General features: G+C 41.1%; 12 protein-coding genes. 6 read left to right on the top strand and 6 right to left on the bottom strand.

The annotated features are described in order from the left end of the window. Positions 1-245: 245 nt before the first annotated feature. A complete protein-coding gene (locus tag NSTC745_RS34070) occupies positions 246-677 on the top strand; it encodes a TMEM165/GDT1 family protein (protein WP_096537548.1) in 432 nt (143 codons plus the stop codon). A gap of 71 nt (positions 678-748) precedes the next feature. Then, positions 749-1,051: a TMEM165/GDT1 family protein gene (locus NSTC745_RS34065; protein WP_096537549.1), complete on the top strand. Its 303-nt coding sequence runs from the start codon at positions 749-751 to the stop codon at positions 1,049-1,051. A gap of 194 nt (positions 1,052-1,245) precedes the next feature. On the opposite strand, the gene NSTC745_RS34060 is transcribed toward NSTC745_RS34065, so the two are convergent. Beyond that, the gene (locus tag NSTC745_RS34060; protein WP_445634971.1) at positions 1,246-2,172 is read right to left on the bottom strand and encodes a cobalamin-binding protein; all 927 of its coding nucleotides are present in this window, start codon (positions 2,170-2,172) and stop codon (positions 1,246-1,248) included. A gap of 584 nt (positions 2,173-2,756) precedes the next feature. Here NSTC745_RS34060 and NSTC745_RS34055 point away from each other — a divergent pair. Beyond that, positions 2,757-4,970, top strand: coding sequence for a PAS domain S-box protein (locus tag NSTC745_RS34055; RefSeq protein ID WP_445634970.1), 2,214 nt, complete (start codon positions 2,757-2,759; stop codon positions 4,968-4,970). A 200-nt stretch (positions 4,971-5,170) separates the two neighbouring features. Here NSTC745_RS34055 and NSTC745_RS34050 read toward each other — a convergent pair whose 3' ends face one another. The 3 genes from NSTC745_RS34050 to NSTC745_RS34040 all read right to left on the bottom strand — a co-directional run bounded on the left by NSTC745_RS34050 (position 5,171) and on the right by NSTC745_RS34040 (position 8,509). Beyond that, a complete protein-coding gene (locus NSTC745_RS34050; RefSeq protein ID WP_445634969.1) occupies positions 5,171-6,001 on the bottom strand; it encodes a pentapeptide repeat-containing protein in 831 nt (276 codons plus the stop codon). Positions 6,002-6,159: 158 nt separating this feature from the next. After that, complete coding sequence (locus tag NSTC745_RS34045) at positions 6,160-6,798, bottom strand: hypothetical protein (RefSeq protein WP_096537554.1); 639 nt, start codon at positions 6,796-6,798, stop codon at positions 6,160-6,162. Between the two features lie 427 nt (positions 6,799-7,225). Beyond that, positions 7,226-8,509: an aspartate aminotransferase family protein gene (locus NSTC745_RS34040; protein WP_445634968.1), complete on the bottom strand. Its 1,284-nt coding sequence runs from the start codon at positions 8,507-8,509 to the stop codon at positions 7,226-7,228. A 591-nt stretch (positions 8,510-9,100) separates the two neighbouring features. On the opposite strand from NSTC745_RS34040, the gene NSTC745_RS34035 reads away from it, so the two are divergent. The 3 genes from NSTC745_RS34035 (at position 9,101) to NSTC745_RS34025 (ending at position 17,994) form a co-directional block, all read left to right on the top strand. Then, complete coding sequence (locus NSTC745_RS34035) at positions 9,101-10,120, top strand: potassium channel family protein (RefSeq protein WP_445634967.1); 1,020 nt, start codon at positions 9,101-9,103, stop codon at positions 10,118-10,120. 607 nt (positions 10,121-10,727) lie between these two features. Then, positions 10,728-12,107, top strand: coding sequence for a P-loop NTPase fold protein (locus NSTC745_RS34030; protein ID WP_445638752.1), 1,380 nt, complete (start codon positions 10,728-10,730; stop codon positions 12,105-12,107). 4 nt (positions 12,108-12,111) lie between these two features. Beyond that, positions 12,112-17,994 (top strand): WD40 domain-containing protein, encoded by a 5,883-nt coding sequence (locus NSTC745_RS34025; protein ID WP_445634966.1) that lies wholly within the window; start codon positions 12,112-12,114, stop codon positions 17,992-17,994. 9 nt (positions 17,995-18,003) lie between these two features. Here NSTC745_RS34025 and NSTC745_RS34020 read toward each other — a convergent pair whose 3' ends face one another. Together NSTC745_RS34020 and NSTC745_RS34015 are read right to left on the bottom strand one after the other, a co-directional pair. Continuing rightward, positions 18,004-19,035, bottom strand: a complete 1,032-nt coding sequence (locus NSTC745_RS34020) for a heme-dependent oxidative N-demethylase family protein (RefSeq protein ID WP_445634965.1) — start codon at positions 19,033-19,035, stop codon at positions 18,004-18,006. Positions 19,036-19,139: 104 nt separating this feature from the next. Beyond that, positions 19,140-19,700 carry a methylmalonic aciduria and homocystinuria type D protein gene (locus NSTC745_RS34015; protein WP_445634964.1) on the bottom strand — a complete coding sequence of 187 codons (561 nt, stop codon included), beginning with the start codon at positions 19,698-19,700 and terminating at the stop codon, positions 19,140-19,142. Between the last annotated feature and the right edge of the window lie 391 nt (positions 19,701-20,091).

Raw genomic sequence — 20,091 nt, 5'->3', positions numbered from 1 at the left:
TGCAACGTCTCTACATCTGTTGGAATCCCGAAAAATCCTGGGGTCTGGGTTTTGACGTGCGATGCTACACCAGCATAAATGGAAATCTATTTGCGAGTCAGTATCCTCGCGATCGATCCAAAATCCAAATTTTAAAATCCATTGACACTCCATCCTCACTTTTTTTGTCTGGAGTTGCAATTTATTACAAAAATCTGAGAATATGATAGAAATATGAAAACAACCTAGCAACAAAACTATTGCTTGTGAAACTAGACTCTGCACCTTTAGGGATTTCTGGCATATCTCCATCTGAGATCGAGCTAGAACTGAAAGACAGTAATGATTTTAACTTAACTTCTGCTCAGTGCTTGCCAGTTGAGTCTGTAGTTGCCGATAATCCTCGAAAGCAGGAATCAGCGCTAGTAGTTTTTGGTACAACTTTTATAACTATCTTTTTAGCAGAAATTGGAGATAAGACTCAGTTATCGACGCTGTTAATGAGTGCAGAATCTCATTCACCGTGGGTAGTATTTATTGGATCTGCGGCTGCGCTCATAACTACCAGCTTATTAGGTGTACTTTTAGGTAGTTGGATAGCCAGCCGACTCAGCCCAAAAACCGTAGAAAAATCAGCAGGTGTAATGTTGTTGTTGATTTCTCTAATGCTATTTTGGGATGTATTTATTGGTCATTAGTCATTGGTCATTTGTCATTAGTTATTTCTTTGCGTCCCCGCGTCTGTCTCCCTTACTTCCCCCTTAATAATATGGATTGGCATCTTCTCGGACTGAGTTTTATTACAGTTTTTTTATCGGAATTAGGTGACAAAAGTCAGCTAGCGGCCATCGCCCTTACAGGGCGTTGTCAATCTCCACGTGCTGTATTTTTTGGCACAGCAGCAGCACTAGTATTGACAAGCCTTTTGGGAGCATTAGCAGGAGGAGCAGTGGCGGAATTATTACCTACACGATTCATGAAAGCGATCGCTGCTGTGGGATTTGCCATTCTCGCTGCACGTCTACTGTTATTTAACAATGAAGCAGAATCTGATTCCGAACAAACACGTTGAAGAATTCAAGAGCCGCAATTCATCTTCGTAGGTGATTAAAATCTATCACACAGAACCACCAAATCTATAGATGTGATGGTGGCTTAAACCCATTGATTCATCCGCCAATTCTAAAGCCGCAAGATTTTAAATCTAATCATTCACTGAGAGTGAAATTGATACTAAATACTGAATTCTGACTCCTGAATTGTTCTTTACAAAAGTTCCCAACCAGTTCCTTTATAACCGTATTGAAAAATTTCTGGATGTAAAATTTCTGCCAAAATTTCTAGAGAGTCTACCAGTCGCGGCCCTGGACGATTGAAGTAAGAATTGCCATCAGTGATGTAGACCCTACCAGTTTTGGTAGCGTGTAGTTGTTGCCATTCTGGAAGTTGAGTTAACAGCTGGGCTTCTTGGCGGGTGCGGTTTAAATCAAAGCCGCAAGGCATAAAAACAATCGCATCAGGATTACTTGCTATTAGTGTTTCCCACGGTAACTGAGGAGAAGGTTGACCGGCGACACTAAACAGAGATTGCCCTCCACACAAGTTGACTAATTCCGGAATCCAATTTGCTGCTACCATCAAAGGATCTATCCACTCGATGCAAGCGACGCTGGGCAGCTCATTTAAATCAAGTCCTTGGATTCTTTGCTGACAAATTTTGATGCGAGCCTCTAAATTTTCTATGAGTTTTACTGAGTCTACGCCGAAGATGTTGCCTACTCGCTCAATGTCAGCGCAAATATCTTGGAGAATATTGGGTTGTAAAGAAATAATCTGAGGTTGGCTCTCAAGTACTGTAGCAACCGCTTTTTCAACTTCGTGTAAGCTGACAGCACAGACATCACACTGGTCTTGAGTGAGAATGTGAGTCGGCTGCAACTGCTCTAAAACATCTGTTTTTATTTGATAGATACTAAGAGCAGATTGCAGCAAATTGTTTACCTCATCGTGAATTTGGCTGCTGGAGGCATTGGAGTTTAGACGTGCTTGGGTACAAATGGGGCGATTTTGGATTTCTGGGGGGTAATCGCATTCGTGCGATCGCCCTACAATAGCATTAACCAATCCTAATGCCGCTAAAATCTCTGTTCCACCGGGGATTAACGAAACAATTCTTACATTACTATCTATCATCCTTCCACCTTTGCAACAGCTACCATTAACTTAATTCTCGCAAAATTCAAGTCATTAGATATCTTTCTGTAGGGGAATTCAAGGATTTTCTGCTAGTCTGGACAAACTAACAATCTAAAGCTCACAAGCGGTATCAGTTGGTATCAAGGTAGCATTTATGATAATTAAGTAAATCAGCAAAATAAAACCAAAGTATGTGAAGAAAAGTAAACAAAGCTCAAACTCCTTTCCCTCCTTGCTCTCTGGCTTATACCAACGATAGTTATTTACGCTGACTTGCTTAGGTGATGTAATGAATACATTGGCTGTGGAAGCCAACTTTTAAAAAGACTATACTACTTCATAGCTAAATGATTTTAGATGCCAATTATGATTCATTGGGGCAAAAAAGACTGGTATAAAGATACAGAACTGATTGGCAAATTCTAGTTTGGAACTCGTCATTCCGAAATCAGAAAATTTCATTAAAACAAATATAGTTTCCGGTTATGAAAAACCCTATGGAGTAATTGTAGTTATACAAAGACGGTTCTATAGTTTCCGTAGAACTGCGAGGCAAAATTATTTCTTCTTGAGGACAACTGATGCAAGTGGTCGCTGCTAGAAATATCACAGAGCATAACGAAGCCCAAGAGGGTTTACAAATCAGGGAAGGTGGCCGGCGAAAACAAAGCCAGACGTTGGTAAAACTGGCAAGGAGCAAAACATTTCAGCAGGGTAATCTGAATGCGGCCATCAGGGAAATCACAGAAACTGCTGCTGCTACGCTCTCTGTCGAGCGAGTCGGGGTGTGGTTATATAATCAAGAACGCTCAAAAATGGAATGCATCGATTTATACGATGCCAATACTAAAGAACATAGCTTTGGTAGTTCGCTTTTCAAAATAAATTATCCCGCTTATTTTCAAGCTTTAGAACAAGAACGTAGCATTGCTATAGATGATGCTAGAAACGATATCAGAACCCAAGAATTATCGCAGTCTTATCTTTCTGTTTTTGGTATCACATCCCTACTGGATGCACCAATTTGGCTAGAGGGACGTTTGGTAGGCGTAGTCTGTCACGAACACATAGGCGAAGGTCGTCAATGGACTTTGGAGGAAGAAACTTTTGCCGGCTCAATTGCAGATTTCGTCGCCTTGGCTATGGAAGCAAATCAGCGGAATGCTGCACAAGAAGCCCTGCGACAGAGTGAGGCACAATTTAGGGCAATTTTTGAGCGTTCTTCTATTGGAATTGCGCTTATAGATATGAAAGCGCAGATAGTCGATATAAATGTGACACTGTGCGAGATATTAGGATATAGCCGAGAAGAGTTATACGGCAAACGCTTTACAAATTACGTTTGCACGCAAAAAGGCGATTTAGAGATTTACAAACAATTGGTATCGCAAATTCGCACGGATTTAGAAAAAACTTCAAAGGTTGAAGTCAAAGAACAACCCGCAGATAGACATCGTATTGAAATGGAAAGACGCTGCCCACATAAAGATGGTAGCTTAGTTTGGACTCATATCTCTGTTTCTGTCATTCCAGATAGCGATGGCCAACCTGAGTTTTTTCTAGCGATGATTGAGGACATTACTGAACGCAAGCAAACAGAACTGAAACTACGTGCTTCCCAAGAAGCAGCAGAAGCAGCGAGTCGAGCCAAAAGTGAATTTTTAGCAACCATGAGCCACGAGCTGCGAACGCCTCTAAATGCGATCATGGGTTTATCGCAATTGCTACAACAAGAAATAGTTGGCTCTCTCAATGAAAAACAGAAGGAATACATCAATTGTATATACACTAGTGGCGAACAGTTACTGGCGGTGATTAACGATATTCTGGATTTGTCTAAGGTAGAAGCAGGTAAAGAAGAATTGTTGCTTTTACCTTTGTCGGTGTCAGAGATATGTAACTATGCCATATCGACAGTGCGCGACGGGGCTTTGGAAAAGGGATTGCAACTCACATATGAAATCGATCCCGAAGCAGATACTTGCATTGCTGATGAACGACGGATCAAACAAATGCTACTTAATCTCCTCGCCAATGCGGTTAAATTCACCCCAAGTGGTGAGGTATCTCTGGTAGTCAAAAAGTTACCGCAAGGCATGAAATTTATAGTTTCAGATACTGGAATTGGGATTGACTCAAGCCAGTTTCAATTTTTATTTGAACCGTTTAAACAACTTGATAGTAAGCTAAATCGACAGTATGAAGGCACGGGTTTGGGTTTAGCTTTGACACGCAAATTAGCGCGTTTGCATGGTGGAGATGTGACTGTCACATCCACTTTAGGAGAAGGTAGTCAGTTTACTTTATTTCTACCAAATCGATTGCATTTGGAAGATGAGGCCGATGAAGGAGAAAATTGTACTGTCTCTACATTGCCTTCTCTAGCCATTCCTCAAAATAAAACTATTTTGCTTGTGGAAGACGAGCAAAATACTGGTATTGTGCTAAAAGATTATCTCCAAACAATTAGCTACGAAGTCAAGTGGGTTAATAGCAACGATGATTTTTTAAAGCAGGTGCAAATTCTAAAGCCAGATTTAATTTTGCTGGATGTCCAGTTAGTAGGCGATGCTAGTGGTTGGGATTTATTAAATATTCTGAGACAAGAGCCTTATTTACAAGATTTGCAGGTAATAATAATGGGCTTTGGCGAACTTTCAGAAGAGAAAATTTCTCTTGTGCAAGCTGGTGCTAACGACTATCTTGTCAAACCAATTCGAGTATTTCAATTAGAGTCAATGTTAATGCAATATTTGGGTGAGAGTGATTCTGAGACGGGCCAAATACCGATTTAAATGCTCGACGATCGCCTTTGCTACCTTGTTCAAAGTCCACCCACTACATATCATCCACAGCAGATGCGATCTTCTCAATTCTACTGGGTCTGATGCATAAATATAGCGCCGCTTGAGTTCTTCTGCAATCAAATGGCTTTCTAGATGTGCTTTCTTTGATATGGTTGTTCAACCATTCATTTTACTTAGCTTTTTCCTAATTACACAATACACTTTTTGAGTTTTCCAAAACCAAATTTGAGATCGGGCATAATTGCTTCTTGAAGATTGGCACCGCTGAGATTAGCTCCTCTTAAGTCGGCTCCTCTGAGGTTCGCTTTTCTCAGATTTGCCCCTGCCAAATTAGCTCGTCTGAGGTTAGCCCAACTCAAATCTGCTTGGCTTAAGTCTGCCTCATTCAAGTTAGCAGACAACAAATATGCGCCACTCAGGTGAGCTTTAGTCAAATTAGCTTTATACAAATCAGTTTTGTAAAGATAAGCCCCCAACATTTCCGCCTCGTATAAGCTGGCCTCGCTCAAATCAGCTCCAATCAAGTTAGCTTCAATGAGGTTAGCAAAACAGAGATTAGCTCGAATCAGTTTTGCTGCATCTAAATCCGCATCTCTCAAGTTAGCGTTTTTTAAGTCAGTGCCAATAAGATTAGCATGAGCGATCGCAGCACCTCTAAGATCCGCTTCACTCAAATCAGCACCAATAAAATTGCCATCGCTCAGATCTGCCTGTGAAAGTTTAGCACCGCTCAAGTTAGCAACACTGAAGTTAGCCGAACTCAGATTAGCTTCAATCAGCAAGGCTTTGTAAAAGTTTGCACCGCTAAATTCAGCATTGCTGAGGTTTGCCCGCACAAGTAAAGCATTAGCTAAATCTCCCTTGTTCAAGTTTACCCCTTGGAGATTTGCACCTCTAAGGTTATCCCCTTGCAAGTTTGCTAAGCTGAGGTCTGGTTGAATATCGGGATTTTTCTCTCTCCACTCAGTCCATATAACTGCACCTGCTTTGAGTAAACCCAGATGCTCTTGATTTGCCATTTTCTCTCCTTTACCATTATTAGTGCTGAGTTACGAGTTAGGAGTTAGGAGTTATTCTCCTCATCTCCCTTGTCTCCCCGAAGTTCCGATCGCCGGAAGCCGGCGCTCAGACTTCTCTCCTTGTCGCCCTCATCCCCCCACTTCCCATTCACCACTCTTCATTCCTGACGCCCACTTTGAGGATTTCGACCAGGTACACTTTCAATGGCCGTTAACGCTCCCGCTGCACCTGCTAAAATATCTCGTTCTTCTCCACCCAAGTAAAGCCTTCCGAAACTGCCTACGGCTTGCACTTCAAGAATGTTAATCGACGCCGATTTTTCTGCTTCATTTGCAGCCAAGGCGGCATAAGCAGCAGGTTCTACTTCTAATACGTATAGCGTTTGTCCTGCTAATAAAAGCTGTCCCCGGCGCGTGCGATTGATAAGTTGTGTTTGGTAAGCATCGATGTTGCGAATAATTTGGCTGGAAACAACACGCGGTTTGAGACATTCTTCTCTTCTGACTCCCAGTGTTGCTAAAATGGCTTGACCTGCGGCTCGCGTTTCACCTTGGGAGCCAGAATGAACTTCTAATAGACCATATAAACGTTCAACTACCTGTACTCCCGGACGCACAGAAGCAGCTTTTAGGGCTACGTCTGTAATTTTATTAATTTCGATACCAGGTGAGATTTCAATCCACAATGATGTATCTCCTGGTAATGGTAAGAAACCTTGGGCTACTGTTCCCATATATGCTGCATGTTGAGGTTGCAGGCTGTCGAGAAACACAAAACTGCGTAGTTCTATTCCCAAGATTTTGGTCTCCAGTCATGAGGAAAAGGTTATCTAAGTAAGTCGGCATAAATAATTATCGTTGGAATCAGGCAATAGGCAATAGAAATAAGGGTTTTTGCCTAGTTTATTTTTCTGTGCCAACTTATCTTATTGCACGATATCAGCGTTCAATTTGTGGTATTTTAGCCACAAATGAAGAATGGAAAAACACAAAATAGAAAAATTTTGCTGTCGATAAATTTTACACGTGAGAACTACCTGTTAGTAAAAACCGCCTTGATAATTGTACAAGTTTTCTCAAAAAAAATAAGTAGAAATAGCAAGAGGAAAGCTCGTTGAACTTTCCCCTCTACGTTTAAGATGTTTGCACTCAAACTGATATTTAGAAACACAACAGTAGTGATGTGTTGTATCCAAGTAAGAAACACTAAATTTTTCAGGTTGCTTACTTTGTAGCGATCGCCATTGCTTTATCCACAGCTTGCAAAGCAGTATTTACTTCGGCTTCTGTGACAATCAATGGTGGCACAAATCGGATGACTTTTGGCCCGGCTGGTACGAGCAATAAACCTTCGTTGATGGCAGCATTGACGACATCGGCTGCGGTTAGTGCAACCTCAGATCGCAACTCTAAACCATTGATTAAACCCCAACCCCGAACTTCACTAATGTGATGAGGATATTTAGCTGCGATCGCTTTTAATCCAGTTCGTAACTGTTCGCCCCGGTCTTGAACATTTTGCAAGATATTTTCCCGCTCTAATGTTTGGCAAACACTCAGTGCAACACCGCAAACAAAAGGATTGCCACCAAAAGTACTAGCGTGTTCTCCTGGTTGAAAAACATCGCAGAATTTTTTGCTCATCATTGCACCGATGGGGATACCGCCACCTAAGCCTTTAGCACTGGTGAAAATATCGGGTTCTACGCCCAGATGTTCGTAACCCCATAACTTACCACTGCGACCCATGCCAACTTGCACTTCGTCAAAAATCAGCAAAATTCCGGTTTCGTCGCAAATCTGCCGTAACTTTTGGAAATATGCAATGTCTCCCGGACGCACGCCGCCTTCTCCTTGCAAAGGCTCAATTAAAATCGCTGCTACGCGATAATCGCCTTCATCCAACTCGCTAACGGCAACTTCCACAGAGTTGATATCGTTGTAATTGACGTAATGGAACCCAGGCATTAAAGGATCGAAGTGCTTTTGATACTTTGGTTGCCCTGTGGCGGTAATAGTTGCTAAAGTCCGGCCGTGGAAACTGGCATTGGCGGTTAAAATAATCGGTTTTTCAATGTCTAATACCGTGTGGGCATATTTTCTGGCTAATTTAATTGCTGCTTCGTTAGCTTCAGCTCCAGAGTTGCAGAAAAAGACGCGATCGGCACAGGAATGTTCGACGATCCATTTTGCCAATTCACCTTGTTCGGGAATATAGTACAAATTAGAGACATGGTGCAGCTTTTGGATTTGGCGCGTCACCGCTTCTACCATAACTGGGTGGGCATGTCCTAAAGTACAAGTGGCAATTCCCGCCACAAAATCCAAATATTCGCGCCCCTGTGTATCCCAAACCCGACACCCAGCACCCCGTTCTAGGGCTAAGGGAAACCGCCCATAGGTAGACATGACAGCTTGGTTAAAGCTATCTGTATTAAACGGACTCGGTGTTATAGACCCTGAATCTGGGGGGGTGGTGGTTTGTTCAACTAGAGTTTGTAAGCTCACTACCGCTCCTCCTGGAAGTTTTTCATCATATAGTTATTTACTAGTTTCCTAGAAATCTCAAAAAATTACTTTTTATTCTCCCAAAGCCCGATCGCTTCGCGAACCCCCGATGGTTTTGACTTTAATTAACTAGGGGCGATCGCTTGACATCATATAAGTAATTTAACGGTCAGGTAGGATTTTACGCAAGCTTTGGCTGTGTATAAGCTTTGTCTGCTTTTTGGTCAAGAATCTAGCTAAGGTACACTATGCTGATGCTAACGCACTTGATGTTATCAAATGTTGACTGATGACTGGGAAAAGAATATTTTAAAGCCCTCGGCGTACAATTTATTACATCAACGTCTAAGTTATATATCTAAATCTTATCAAAGTCTTGTGAGGTAACCATCTTGCCCGCCCCAATTCTTTGCCCCTAATTGCTGTATTCTGCATTCTTTATTCTTTTATTGATAGCTCTAATTGTCATCTTTGCTGGCCAGGATAAATACTATAAAGTTAGTACAAAACTCAAAAATATAGGCCCAAAGTAATATTTATACGTCATTCTCAACTCTTGAGCAAAAATATCAACGTATCCAAAAGGAGTTAATGGCTGGGGTCATCGCTCTTGGCGGTGTTTTCCTTATTGGCACTTTGTGGTATCGAATAATAGAGGGCTGGTCATGGGAAGATGCTGCTTACATGACGGTCATCACTTTAGCTACCGTAGGATACGGAGAAACACACCCACTCGGAAGCCGAGGACGCTTGTTTACAATTGCCCTGATTTTGTTGGGTGTAGTCAATATTGGTTACATTGTCAACAGACTTACAGAAGCGATCGTTCAAGGCTACTTCCAACAAGGAATTCGACTACAACAACAGAGGCGGTTAATGGAATCCCTGTCAGAACACTACATTATCTGTGGCTTTAGTCGGACTGGTCGTCAAATTGCTAAGGAATTTCGAGCAGAAGGCGTACCTTTTGTAGTTATTGATTCGGAGTTGGAATCTGTGCAAAGGGCGCAGTCTGAGGGTTATACAGTATACCAAGGCGATGCCACGCTTGATGATACGCTTTTGAAGGTGGGTATTGAAAGAGCGATTTGTCTGGTGGCGGCATTACCTTCTGATGCCGAAAATTTATATACAGTATTATCAGCAAAAACACTCAATCCAGATATTCGGGCGATCGCTCGCGCCAGTACAGAAGAAGCGCTACAAAAGTTACAGCGTGGTGGTGCAGATGAAGTGATTTCACCGTATATCACTGGTGGAAAGCGGATGGCCGCGGCGGCTCTCAGGCCCCAGGTTTTGGACTTTGTAGACGGGATTTTGACAGGTGCAGATCGGCAGTTGTATATGGAAGAATTTTTACTCGACCCGGCTTTTTGTCCTTTTGTCGGTCAAACTCTACAAAAAGCGAGATTGCGATCGCAAACTGGTGCATTAGTTTTGGCAATTCGCCGCCTTGATGGTACTTTAATTGGCGGCCCCACCGGCGATACAGTGTTAATGCCAGGAGACCGACTAATTGGTATGGGTACAGCTGAGCAGTTGCGTAACCTCAACCAAATTCTCGGGCCCATTGGTTCGCAGCAATTGCGTAAACCTAAGAAGAATAACTGAAAAGTCATTGGGCATTGTGAGTGCTGACTGTTGACTGAGGAGTTAAGAGTTATTCTCCCGACCTCCCCACTCCTAAAACCTGGGCGTTCGCTTTTTGATTTCAACTTGAGTAACCCTGAATTTCGTTAGAATTCCCAATCATTAATCAAATCCTACATCAGATTAAACTTGGTATAATTACGGAGAAAAAGCTTATATTTTTCCAGTTCGCGGTTAAGGAATTTTTCTGTAGTGAGGTTGGATTCAACCTGTATTTAGTTGTATTGTATCCGCTTAATTACTTAGGAAACCCAGAAAACCCTAAAGAGCCAAAGCTATGCTTTGTCTTCCCTCACTTGTGAGGCTAAGGTGTACACACAAGTTTTCTATGGTTGACCCACAGGCTTTTGATCCCCCCAACTCCCCTTTTCAAGACGGGGCAAAAACTCTCAAAGTCCTCCTTTTTCAGAAGGATAATGACGAATCGACAATGATTTTGGTTTTGTACACAGATATGTGTAAACCGTAGACTTGGGAGAAAGAGTAGGGAATCTGGTGCAATGACTGTGGAAATTACAACTAATGAACCGGACTTGATATTAGTCATCAATAAAGCACAAAAACTATGATGAACTTCGATTTACAGAGGTTTTATGATGCTTGCGATCCCAGTAGAACATTAGTCTTAGCTAATTCAGAAGACAAACTGTACTACATTGACTTTGCTGCTGTGCGGGGTGGCAAAATTATCGATGCTCTAAAGCGAACCATCACCCGATTATCCCCGAATAAACCCACTTGCCAGTTATTTACCGGACATATAGGGTGTGGTAAATCTACTGAGTTGTCGTGGTTAAAAAGCGAGTTGCAAACTGAGGGATTTCATGTAGTCTACTTCGAGTCCACTAAAGATTTAGATGAAACAGACGTAGATATTACAGATATCATGTTGGCGATCGCCCGTCGGGTAGGCGAAAGTCTAGAGCAGGTTAACGTCACTCTGCAACCCCAAGGTTTTAAATCTTTCCTGAGTGGAGTATGGGAGTTTTTGCAGACACCAGTAGTAGTATCGGCTGAAACTGAGGTACTGGGAGCTAAAATTAAGGGCAGTACTGAGGGTCAATTAGAATTTTCTCTTCCCGCAGGTATTGGCAAGATTACAGCGAAAACGAAAGATAGTCCCAAACTGCGTTCTAAATTAAGGCAGTATTTGGAACCGCAAACCAATAGAATTTTGCAGTTTATTAACGAAGAGATTATTAAAGTTGCCACTGAGCAACTAAAGCAACGCGGTCAAAAAGGACTGGTGGTGATTGTTGATAATCTAGATCGAATAGACAATCGACCCACTTCATCAGGGCGATCGCTACCAGAATATATTTTTATTGAGCGGGGGGAACAGTTACGCAAACTCAATTGCCATTTGGTTTATACTCTGCCCTTATCGTTGATTTTTTCTAATGAGTGCGAAGCGCTGAAAAACCGCTTAGGTGGTGGAGTCGATCCGAAAGTTTTACCGATGATCCCCGTGCAACTCAGAGATGGAACTGAGTATTTACAAGGAATGCAGCTATTACAGCAGATGGTTCTGGCCAGGGCTTTTCCAGATATTCCGGCACAGGAGAGATTAGGGTTAATCACAACAATTTTTGATTCACCTGAAACTTTAGAGCGGTTGTGCAGCGTTAGTGGTGGTCATGTACGAAACTTGCTAGGAATGCTGTTTCGTTGTCTCCAGGAAGTAGATCCGCCGATTTCTCGAAATATCGTAGAATCTGTAATTCGGGATGCCCGCGATCGCCTGATACTTTCCGTGGATGATGAAGAATGGGATTTGCTGTTTCAGGTAGTACAAGAACAGAGAGTCAAGGGAGACAAAGAATACCAAACGCTGTTGCGTAGCTTGTTCGTCTTTGAATATCAGGATAGTCAAGGGCGCTGGTTCGCTCTCAATCCGCTGTTGACAGAGACGGCGAAATTTAAGTTATGGCAACAACTAAGGAAATAAAATTATGGCTGAATCAGACGGACGAGAAAATATTTTGCCAGATAATGAGCGATCGCTGCTGACTTTGGCACGCACGGTCAAACTCACTCAAAGACGATTTTCCTTGATTTTGGTGCGATGCAATTACACTAGTTTGCGAGACCAGATACTTCAGCGGTTACGCCAGCAATGCAGTGTTGAATTTGCCGAATTAGTCCTACCGTCATCTACTACAAAACTTTATAGCAGCATCCTCAACCAAGTAGAAAATCAGCCCCCAGCCGCTTTGATGATTTTAGGTTTAGAGTCAGTTCAAGCGCTTGACGATTTACTGGTTGCTGCTAATAAGGCACGAGATAAATTCAAGAGCGATTTTGCTTTCCCGATAATATTGTGGGTCACAGATAGGGTACTGCATAAATTGGGGCGGTTGGCACCAGATTTCAATAGCTGGGCTAGTCCACCGATTCAATTTAGCATTGCATCCGATGATATGGTGAAATCCTTGCGCCAAAAAGCAGAGCAAGCTTTTAGCGGTGATGCGGACTTTAGTTTAGATGGTTATGACCTCAAAGCCTTGCAGGAGGATTTAACTAGCGATCGCCAAGAATCAGATCCAGAACTCCAAGCTAGTTTGGCATTTATGTTGGGCTTGCTGGACTATAGAAATAATCGGCTAGATTTAGCGATCGCGCATTATCAGCAAAGCTTGACTTATTGGCAGCAAAATAACAATTTAGAGCGGCAAGGAATTTTACTGCTGAATATCGCCTTAGCTTATTACAGCAAAGCCGAACAACAACCAATAGAAAATCAAACTTATTGGGAAGAAACGAGAAGTTATTTTCAGCAAAGCCTAGACATTTTTGAACAGGCTCAACATCCCGAATTAGTTGCTAAACATATTAGCCAACTTGGCGAAGTTTTGCGACGTTTAAAAGCTTGGCAAGAACTACATCAACTAGCTCACAAAGCACTGAAACTACATCAAAACTATGACATCCCCAACCAAATTCCTCAGGATTATGGCTTTTTAGCGGAAGTTGCTCTAGAACAGTCGCGTTGGAATGATGCCCATGAACTGGTTCAAAATGCTCTAGAAACATTAGAAAAAATCCCTAACTTTTTACCACAAGAACAGGGAAAGTATCACTTGCTTTTAGCAAAAAGCCTGCGAAAATTGGGTCAAATTAATGAAGCTGTCAATACCTTAGAAAAGGCTAAAAATGAAAGTCAGCCTCAATATAATCCCCTGCTTTATATTCAGATATTGGAAGAGTTGCACGATCTTAAATTCGAGCAAAAATACTACCAACAAGCCTTTCAGCTGAAGCAAAAACAGCGTGAGATAGAGAGCCAATATGGGTTTCGAGCTTTTATTGGCGCGGGACGTTTGCAGCCTCGACGACAGACAATCAACCGAGCTAACTCACCCAATCAAGCATCAAAAGACATATTTGGGGAAGTTGTAGCTGCTTTTGGACGACAGCAGGATATTAAAAGCCTGCTTTATCGCATTGGCAGAACAGATTGTAAACTCACCGTAATTTACGGACAATCAGGAGTGGGTAAAAGTTCAATTGTGCAGGCTGGATTATTGCCAGTTCTGCAACTTACCTCATTTGATGGGCTGGAAACTCTACCAATTTTAGTGCAAGTTTATACTGCTTGGGAAAAGGAATGTGGCAGGCTTTTGGCAGAAAAACTGGAAGAAGTGAGAGGCGTTCGGTTGTCTGCATCAGTCGAAACATCAGCAGCAATTATTGAACAGTTGCAGCAAAATGAAAATCGCAATCTGGTAACAGTGCTAATTTTCGATCAGTTTGAAGAGTTTTTCTTTACTTATAAAGATCAAGCTAGCAGACGACCTTTTTATGATTTTTTGCGCGATTGTCTCAATATTTCTTATGTAAAAGTTATCTTGTCGCTCAGGCAAGATTATCTGCATTACTTATTAGAGTGGAGTCGCACTACAGAGCTACCAATCATTGACAACGACATTTTAGATAAAAATATCCTCTACTACTTAGGAAATTTTTCACCATCAGTTGCTAAATCCGTCATTCAAAGCTTCACTAAAAACTCCCAGTTTTCTCTAGCACCTGATTTGATAGATGCGCTGGTAGAGGATTTAGCAAGTGAGTTGCGAGAAGTGCGTCCTATTGAATTGCAGGTGATAGGGGCACAACTACAAACAGAAAAAATTACAACGCTCGAACACTATAGGAAACACTGGTTAAAGGAGAAGCTAGTAGAGCGATTTTTAGAAGAAGTAGTTAAAGACTGTGGCTTAGAAAATGAACGTGCTGCTCAGTTAGTTTTGTACTTGCTGACCAATGAAAATAATACTCGCCCTCTGAAGACTCGCGCTGAATTAGTAAAAGATTTAGCAACAGAAGCGCAAAATTTAGACTTAGTGCTTGAGATTCTGGTAGGTTCGGGGTTAGTATTCCGTGTGCTAGAAACTCCGGCTGACCGATATCAATTGGTGCATGATTATTTAGTACCATTTATCCGCCAACAACGCAGCGCAGAATTACTGGCGAAACTCAAAGAAGCAGAAGAACAGCAACAGCGTACTCAAGAAGAACTAAATAGGGTTCTGCAAAAGCAATTACGAGATGCACGGAGAACTGGAATTGGACTAGCGGGATTAGCGGCCGTAGCTAGCGGGTTTGCGATCGTCTCTTTATTAGCAATTAATAGCGTTAATTCACAACTCAATACTTTGATTGCAACTTTGAGTGCACTTTCAGACGGGCATTTAGCTTCTAATCAAGATATGGACGCTTTGATAGAAGGGATAAGAGCAGGTAAACAAATAAAGTGGGGAAAAATAGGCATTCGATACACAACTAAGATGCGAGTAGCTGCAACTTTACAGTCAGCAGTGAACGGAATTAGAGAGCATAACACCCTAGAGGGGCATAGTGATAGTGTTACTACTGTTAGTTTCAGTCCTAATGGCAAGTTCATTGCCTCTGGTAGTGCGGATAAAACGATTAAATTATGGAACATTCAAGATCAAGAATCCAAAACTTTTGAGGGGCATAAAAAGAGTGTGACTGCTGTTAGTTTCAGCCCTGATGGCAAGTTGATTGCCTCTGGTAGTGAGGATAAAACGATTAAACTATGGAACATTCAAGATCGAGAATCCAAAACTTTTGAGGGGCATAGTGAGAGCGTTACTACTGTTAGTTTCAGCCCTAATGGCAAGCTTATTGCCTCTGGTAGCGAAGACAAAACTGTAAGACTCTGGAATCTTCAGGGGAAATTAATTGAAACTCTTAAAAATTACAAGGGTAGTATTATTCATGTAGGTTTTAGTCCGGATGGAAAGAATATTGTTTCTATAAATAAAAATGAACAAAACCAAAAAAGTATCACTATCTGGAATATGGATACTAAAAAATTAAAAATATTAAATCCAAATGATAACTCTTCCCAAGATAAGATATATGGTGTGGTGTTCCGTAATCATGGTCAGGAGATTAATACCATCGGTTTGGGTGCTTTGAAGCTTCGACTCAACGACAGTATTTTGAAAAAGACTACATTACCTCTTTTATATTCAAATAATATATATACTTATACTAAAAACTTTTTTAATCCTAATAGCGAAATTTGGGCTGCTTTTGATAATGGCAGTACTGGTATCTTATTATATTCTATGAATCCTCTAGTTGATAGTTACAGTGAAGTTGAATCACTTAATGGGCACAAGGAAGATGTTACAAGCTTGAGCTTTAGCCCAGTTAGCAAGATGCTGGCCTCAGGGAGTAAAGATAACACAATAAAACTATGGAATATTGAACGTAGAAATTTCAAAACTTCTGATGAGAGTCAGGTGAAAAAAGTCAATTTCAGTCTCGATGGTCAGATAATTACTTCTACCAGTGACAACAACGAAGTACAACTCTGGAGCCGTAATGGCACTTTACTTACAACTCTTCCAGGACGTAATTCGGAAATTAGTTTCAGCAAAAATAGTCAGACAATAGCATCTGCTAGTGTGGACAACACTGTACAACTTTGGCGGCGCGATGGCACTTTACTCACAACTCTCCAGGGAGAAGCTATAGATGGAAGTTTCAGCCCTGATGAGCAAACTGTCGCCCTGGTAAAAGATGATTATAGCGTGGAACTATCAACGAATAATGGTAAGCGCGTCTCTACTCTCAAAGGACATAAAAGTAAGATTTACAAAATTAGTTTTAGCCGTGATGGCCAGACCATTCTTACAGCTAGTAAAGATAAAACAATCAAACTCTGGAAACGAGATGGCACATTACTAACAACGCTTGAGGGCTATGGTGCTTCGATCAAAAATATGAGTTTAAGTCCTAATGGCGAAAGGCTTGTTATTTTGGGTTATGATAATACTGTTAAATTCTTACGCAGGGATGGCAAATTAATTAAAACTATCCCAGGACAGGGTAATCAGTTAATGGAAATTCAGTTTAGCCCTGACGGAGAAATACTGGTAATTCGGAATCAGGAAGCTGATACAAACAAAGTCCAAATTTGGAAAGTGGATGGCACTTTTATCAGAAGCCTTTCGGGAGAAAAAAATGATAATGTCTATAATACCCTTTTCAGTTCTGATAGTCAGAAAATAGGTGTTGAATATACAAATAATATACAAATCTGGAGGCGCGATATAAACTCAGTTTCGACAATTGAGACATCAGATAGTCTTTATAATGTAGGGGATAAAAATATAGTTACTAAAGATAATAATAATATAAATATTTGGCAGGCTAATGGTCAATTTATTCGTATTATTCCGATTAAAAGAGAAGGAGCAACCGATGAACTCAGTGTCAGCCCAGACGGTCAAACTATAATAATCAAACCCAGCGAAAAAATTATAGAACTCTGGCGGATTGATGGCACTTTTATCAAAAGCATATCTATTGAGGGAACTGAGTATAATAATTTATCCCTAAGTTTCAGCTCAGATGGTAAGCCAGTTGCTATTGCTACAGGTGAAAACAAAGTAAAAATCTGGCAGATTAATGGTAACAAAGTTACAGAGGTATCAACTATACAAAAACATAAAGGTAGTAATAAAATCAAGGATACAAAATTTATCTCTAACAATGAAATAGTAGCTATTATTGGAGAGAATGAAACTGTAAAACTCTGGCAGATTCAACAAAACAAGGCTGGTATGGAAGTAAAGCTTTTACAGTCTTTTCAAGAGCATACTGATGCAATTACGAGTGTGAGTATCAGCCCTACATCTGATATAGTTGCTTCAGCAAGTAAAGATAAAACTGTTAAACTTTGGCGTCATAATGGAACTTTAATTAAGACCCTTACTTCAGAAAGCGATAGTGTTAATAGCGTTACTTTTAGTCCTAATGGTGAGACGATCGCTTCAGCCAGTGATAAAACTATTAAACTTTGGCGAAGTAATGGTGATTTGATTAAAACGTTTCAGGGAAAAGATGATAAAAGACATAATAATAAAATTAACCGCGTAATTTTCAGCCCTGATGGTAAGATGATCGCCTCAGCTAGTGATGATAAAAATGTTATTATCTGGAAGCTTGATGGAACTCCAATTATAAGACTTAAGGAAAGCTACCGTGTTACTGGCATCAGTTTCAGCTTTGATGGTAAAATGATTGCCTCAGCCACTTCTAGTACAATCAAGCTTTGGAATGTTGAAGACGGTGAATTACTCAGTACTTACCAACGATTGGGCAAAGAAGATGTAAGTTTTAGTCCTAAGGAGATGACCATCGCTGCTGCTGGTAATAACTCAGTTGCTGTATGGAATTTTGATTTAGATGAGCTCCTAAAGCGCGGTTGCAATTGGGCCCGAGATTATCTGAAGAATAACCCAAGTGTAAACAAGAGCGATCGCCAACTCTGCGATGATATTCTGAATCGTAAGTAGAGGTATATTTTACAGATTTTCTAACCACTCCAAAATACTAGCTTTACTTTCTACCAAGCCCTTATAAATTAGTGATTCGGGTGTCATAGACTGAATCGCATCATGAAGCTTAGACCGTAACACTGAATCTTTTTTAACTACAGCACAATCTCTAAAGTAAGTACGAATAGTAAACAGTGCTGCTTCGCATTCCGGTATTCCCCAAATTACCTGTCGCTCAATTCGCAGATAAAGCCTGGGATCTTTCAAATCAAAGTTTCTACCTTGCCATTGGCTAACTGACACGCCAGACGGTGGTTGGGGATGATGGTTGAGGCGGGTATCGGTACTCAAACCCCAAGCAAAGCGCACCATCGGCTTCTGGGTAATCATTGTATTAGCGATCGCCTTCCCTTGCCGATTTATTTTTTCCATACCAGCCACCGGCGCATGGATTTTGGCAAAATCCCAACCAATTTTCTCCTCGGCTGACCAGTGGTTGGGATAACACAGATGAACTGCACTCAAGAAGTTGCTACCATCAGCAGAACGACAAATAATTGCTAGGTCTTCCTGTACCTGTGCTGCTAAAGCATCAAGAGTAGAAGTGTAAGTTGGAACAACTCGGCTACCTTCTACTTGTTGTAACTGTAGCTGTGCATCTAAATAAAGTGTTTCTTTGGTGAGTTGGCTATGAAATTTCAGGGTGTTATCTATTGACTTTTGGCAATAAAAATGATTTGGATATTCTTGGATGAGGCGATTAATTATTAAACGAGCGATCGCACTCGCCACAGTCTTAGAATAATTGCAAGTTTGGTAGTACTTGCTCAACCTTTCCTCACGAGCTAAAAGCTTAGCTTGACGATAGTCAGTAAAATTATCATCAATTTGAAATACCTGTCCATCAACCTGAGTGTTACCCAAACAGCAGCCAAAAGGCATCATCCCTGGCTTAACTTCGTAGCGTCCACTCATCAGTGGAAAGTAGCAAGCGGCATTCTCAGAAGCTTCCACTGTTCTAACTTCTTGGAACAAGTTGTCTACAGACACAGATTCCATGATGGTTGTTTTTATTTTCTCATTTCCAATATAGAGGAGATGGGGAGATGGGGGGACGCGGGGACGCGGAGAACGACCAATGACAAATGACTAATGACAAATGACTAATAATCAATTTCTTTCCAACCATGCACTGCTGCTATAGCTTTAGTAGCCCATTCGATTATAATTGGCGGAGCTTCTGAAATTATAATGCCAGGATAAACTGCTGCACCCCATTCGGGATGAATTAACACGCGGCATTGATTTTTAATTACTGGATAGTTGAGTAAAGCTCGAACAGCTGCTGTATCGTCGTGGGGAATTGCTCCGGGATGGGATAATAAAGGATAACCTGTACGGGGGTCAATGAGGTCGGTTAAGTAACCGCGATCGCGCAGATTAAATGCTAAATCGCAGCCAAATCTCATAAACTTTTCTCGCAAGCGTTCTTTCTCTGCCTCTATTTCGGCGGTCTTTTCCACTAGTTGATAACGCGATTGCTGTAATACAATCGCTACTCTCAAAAATGGCTGCTGTTTCCAATCTGGTAATATCCGTTCGCAGTTGGCACAGATATATTGACTGGGGGGATGAATTGAAATTTGAACCGCTTGTCCCGTTTCGCCAACTAAATTAATGGGATAGCCTTGCTCCGAAGTGTAAACCCTGAGATAGTTCACCAAATTGATTCGGTTGAAAGCAAGTTTTTTAATTTAATCTCCGGTATAGATGATAGCTCTTAATAGTTGCAAAAAACCATCAAATTTCTATAATAGATTACTTTTTTAGGAAGTAGTTGTTAATAATTTGATAATTTTAATCTTATTTTTATGCTTTATTAACCTGTTTAATGTGATTTGCTCGGTTGGCTCTTGAAAAAGGAGCGATCGAAATTTCAAAATATACAGGTGTAGGTTGGGTTGAACGGAGTGAAACCCAACATCTATCGGAATGTTGGGTTTCGTTCCTCAACCCAACCTACAATTTTTGTTGCAACAATTTAGTCGTGTCACGCTAGTAGTACATTTAACTTGCACATATATTTTCATGTTAGCTGTTGACGGTTGACACTTA

Source organism: Nostoc sp. DSM 114161, from assembly GCF_052692665.1.
The sequence above is the reverse complement of the archived record's forward strand: the minus strand, read 5'-3'. Positions and strand labels throughout refer to the sequence as shown.

Coding starts and splice junctions, on each gene's coding strand:
- NSTC745_RS34065 (WP_096537549.1), top strand. CDS start 749: ATGGATTGGCATCTTCTCGGACTGAGTTTTATTACAGTTTTTTTATCG.
- NSTC745_RS34060 (WP_445634971.1), bottom strand. CDS start 2,172: ATGATAGATAGTAATGTAAGAATTGTTTCGTTAATCCCCGGTGGAACA.
- NSTC745_RS34055 (WP_445634970.1), top strand. CDS start 2,757: ATGCAAGTGGTCGCTGCTAGAAATATCACAGAGCATAACGAAGCCCAA.
- NSTC745_RS34050 (WP_445634969.1), bottom strand. CDS start 6,001: ATGGCAAATCAAGAGCATCTGGGTTTACTCAAAGCAGGTGCAGTTATA.
- NSTC745_RS34035 (WP_445634967.1), top strand. CDS start 9,101: ATGGCTGGGGTCATCGCTCTTGGCGGTGTTTTCCTTATTGGCACTTTG.
- NSTC745_RS34030 (WP_445638752.1), top strand. CDS start 10,728: ATGAACTTCGATTTACAGAGGTTTTATGATGCTTGCGATCCCAGTAGA.
- NSTC745_RS34025 (WP_445634966.1), top strand. CDS start 12,112: ATGGCTGAATCAGACGGACGAGAAAATATTTTGCCAGATAATGAGCGA.
- NSTC745_RS34020 (WP_445634965.1), bottom strand. CDS start 19,035: ATGGAATCTGTGTCTGTAGACAACTTGTTCCAAGAAGTTAGAACAGTG.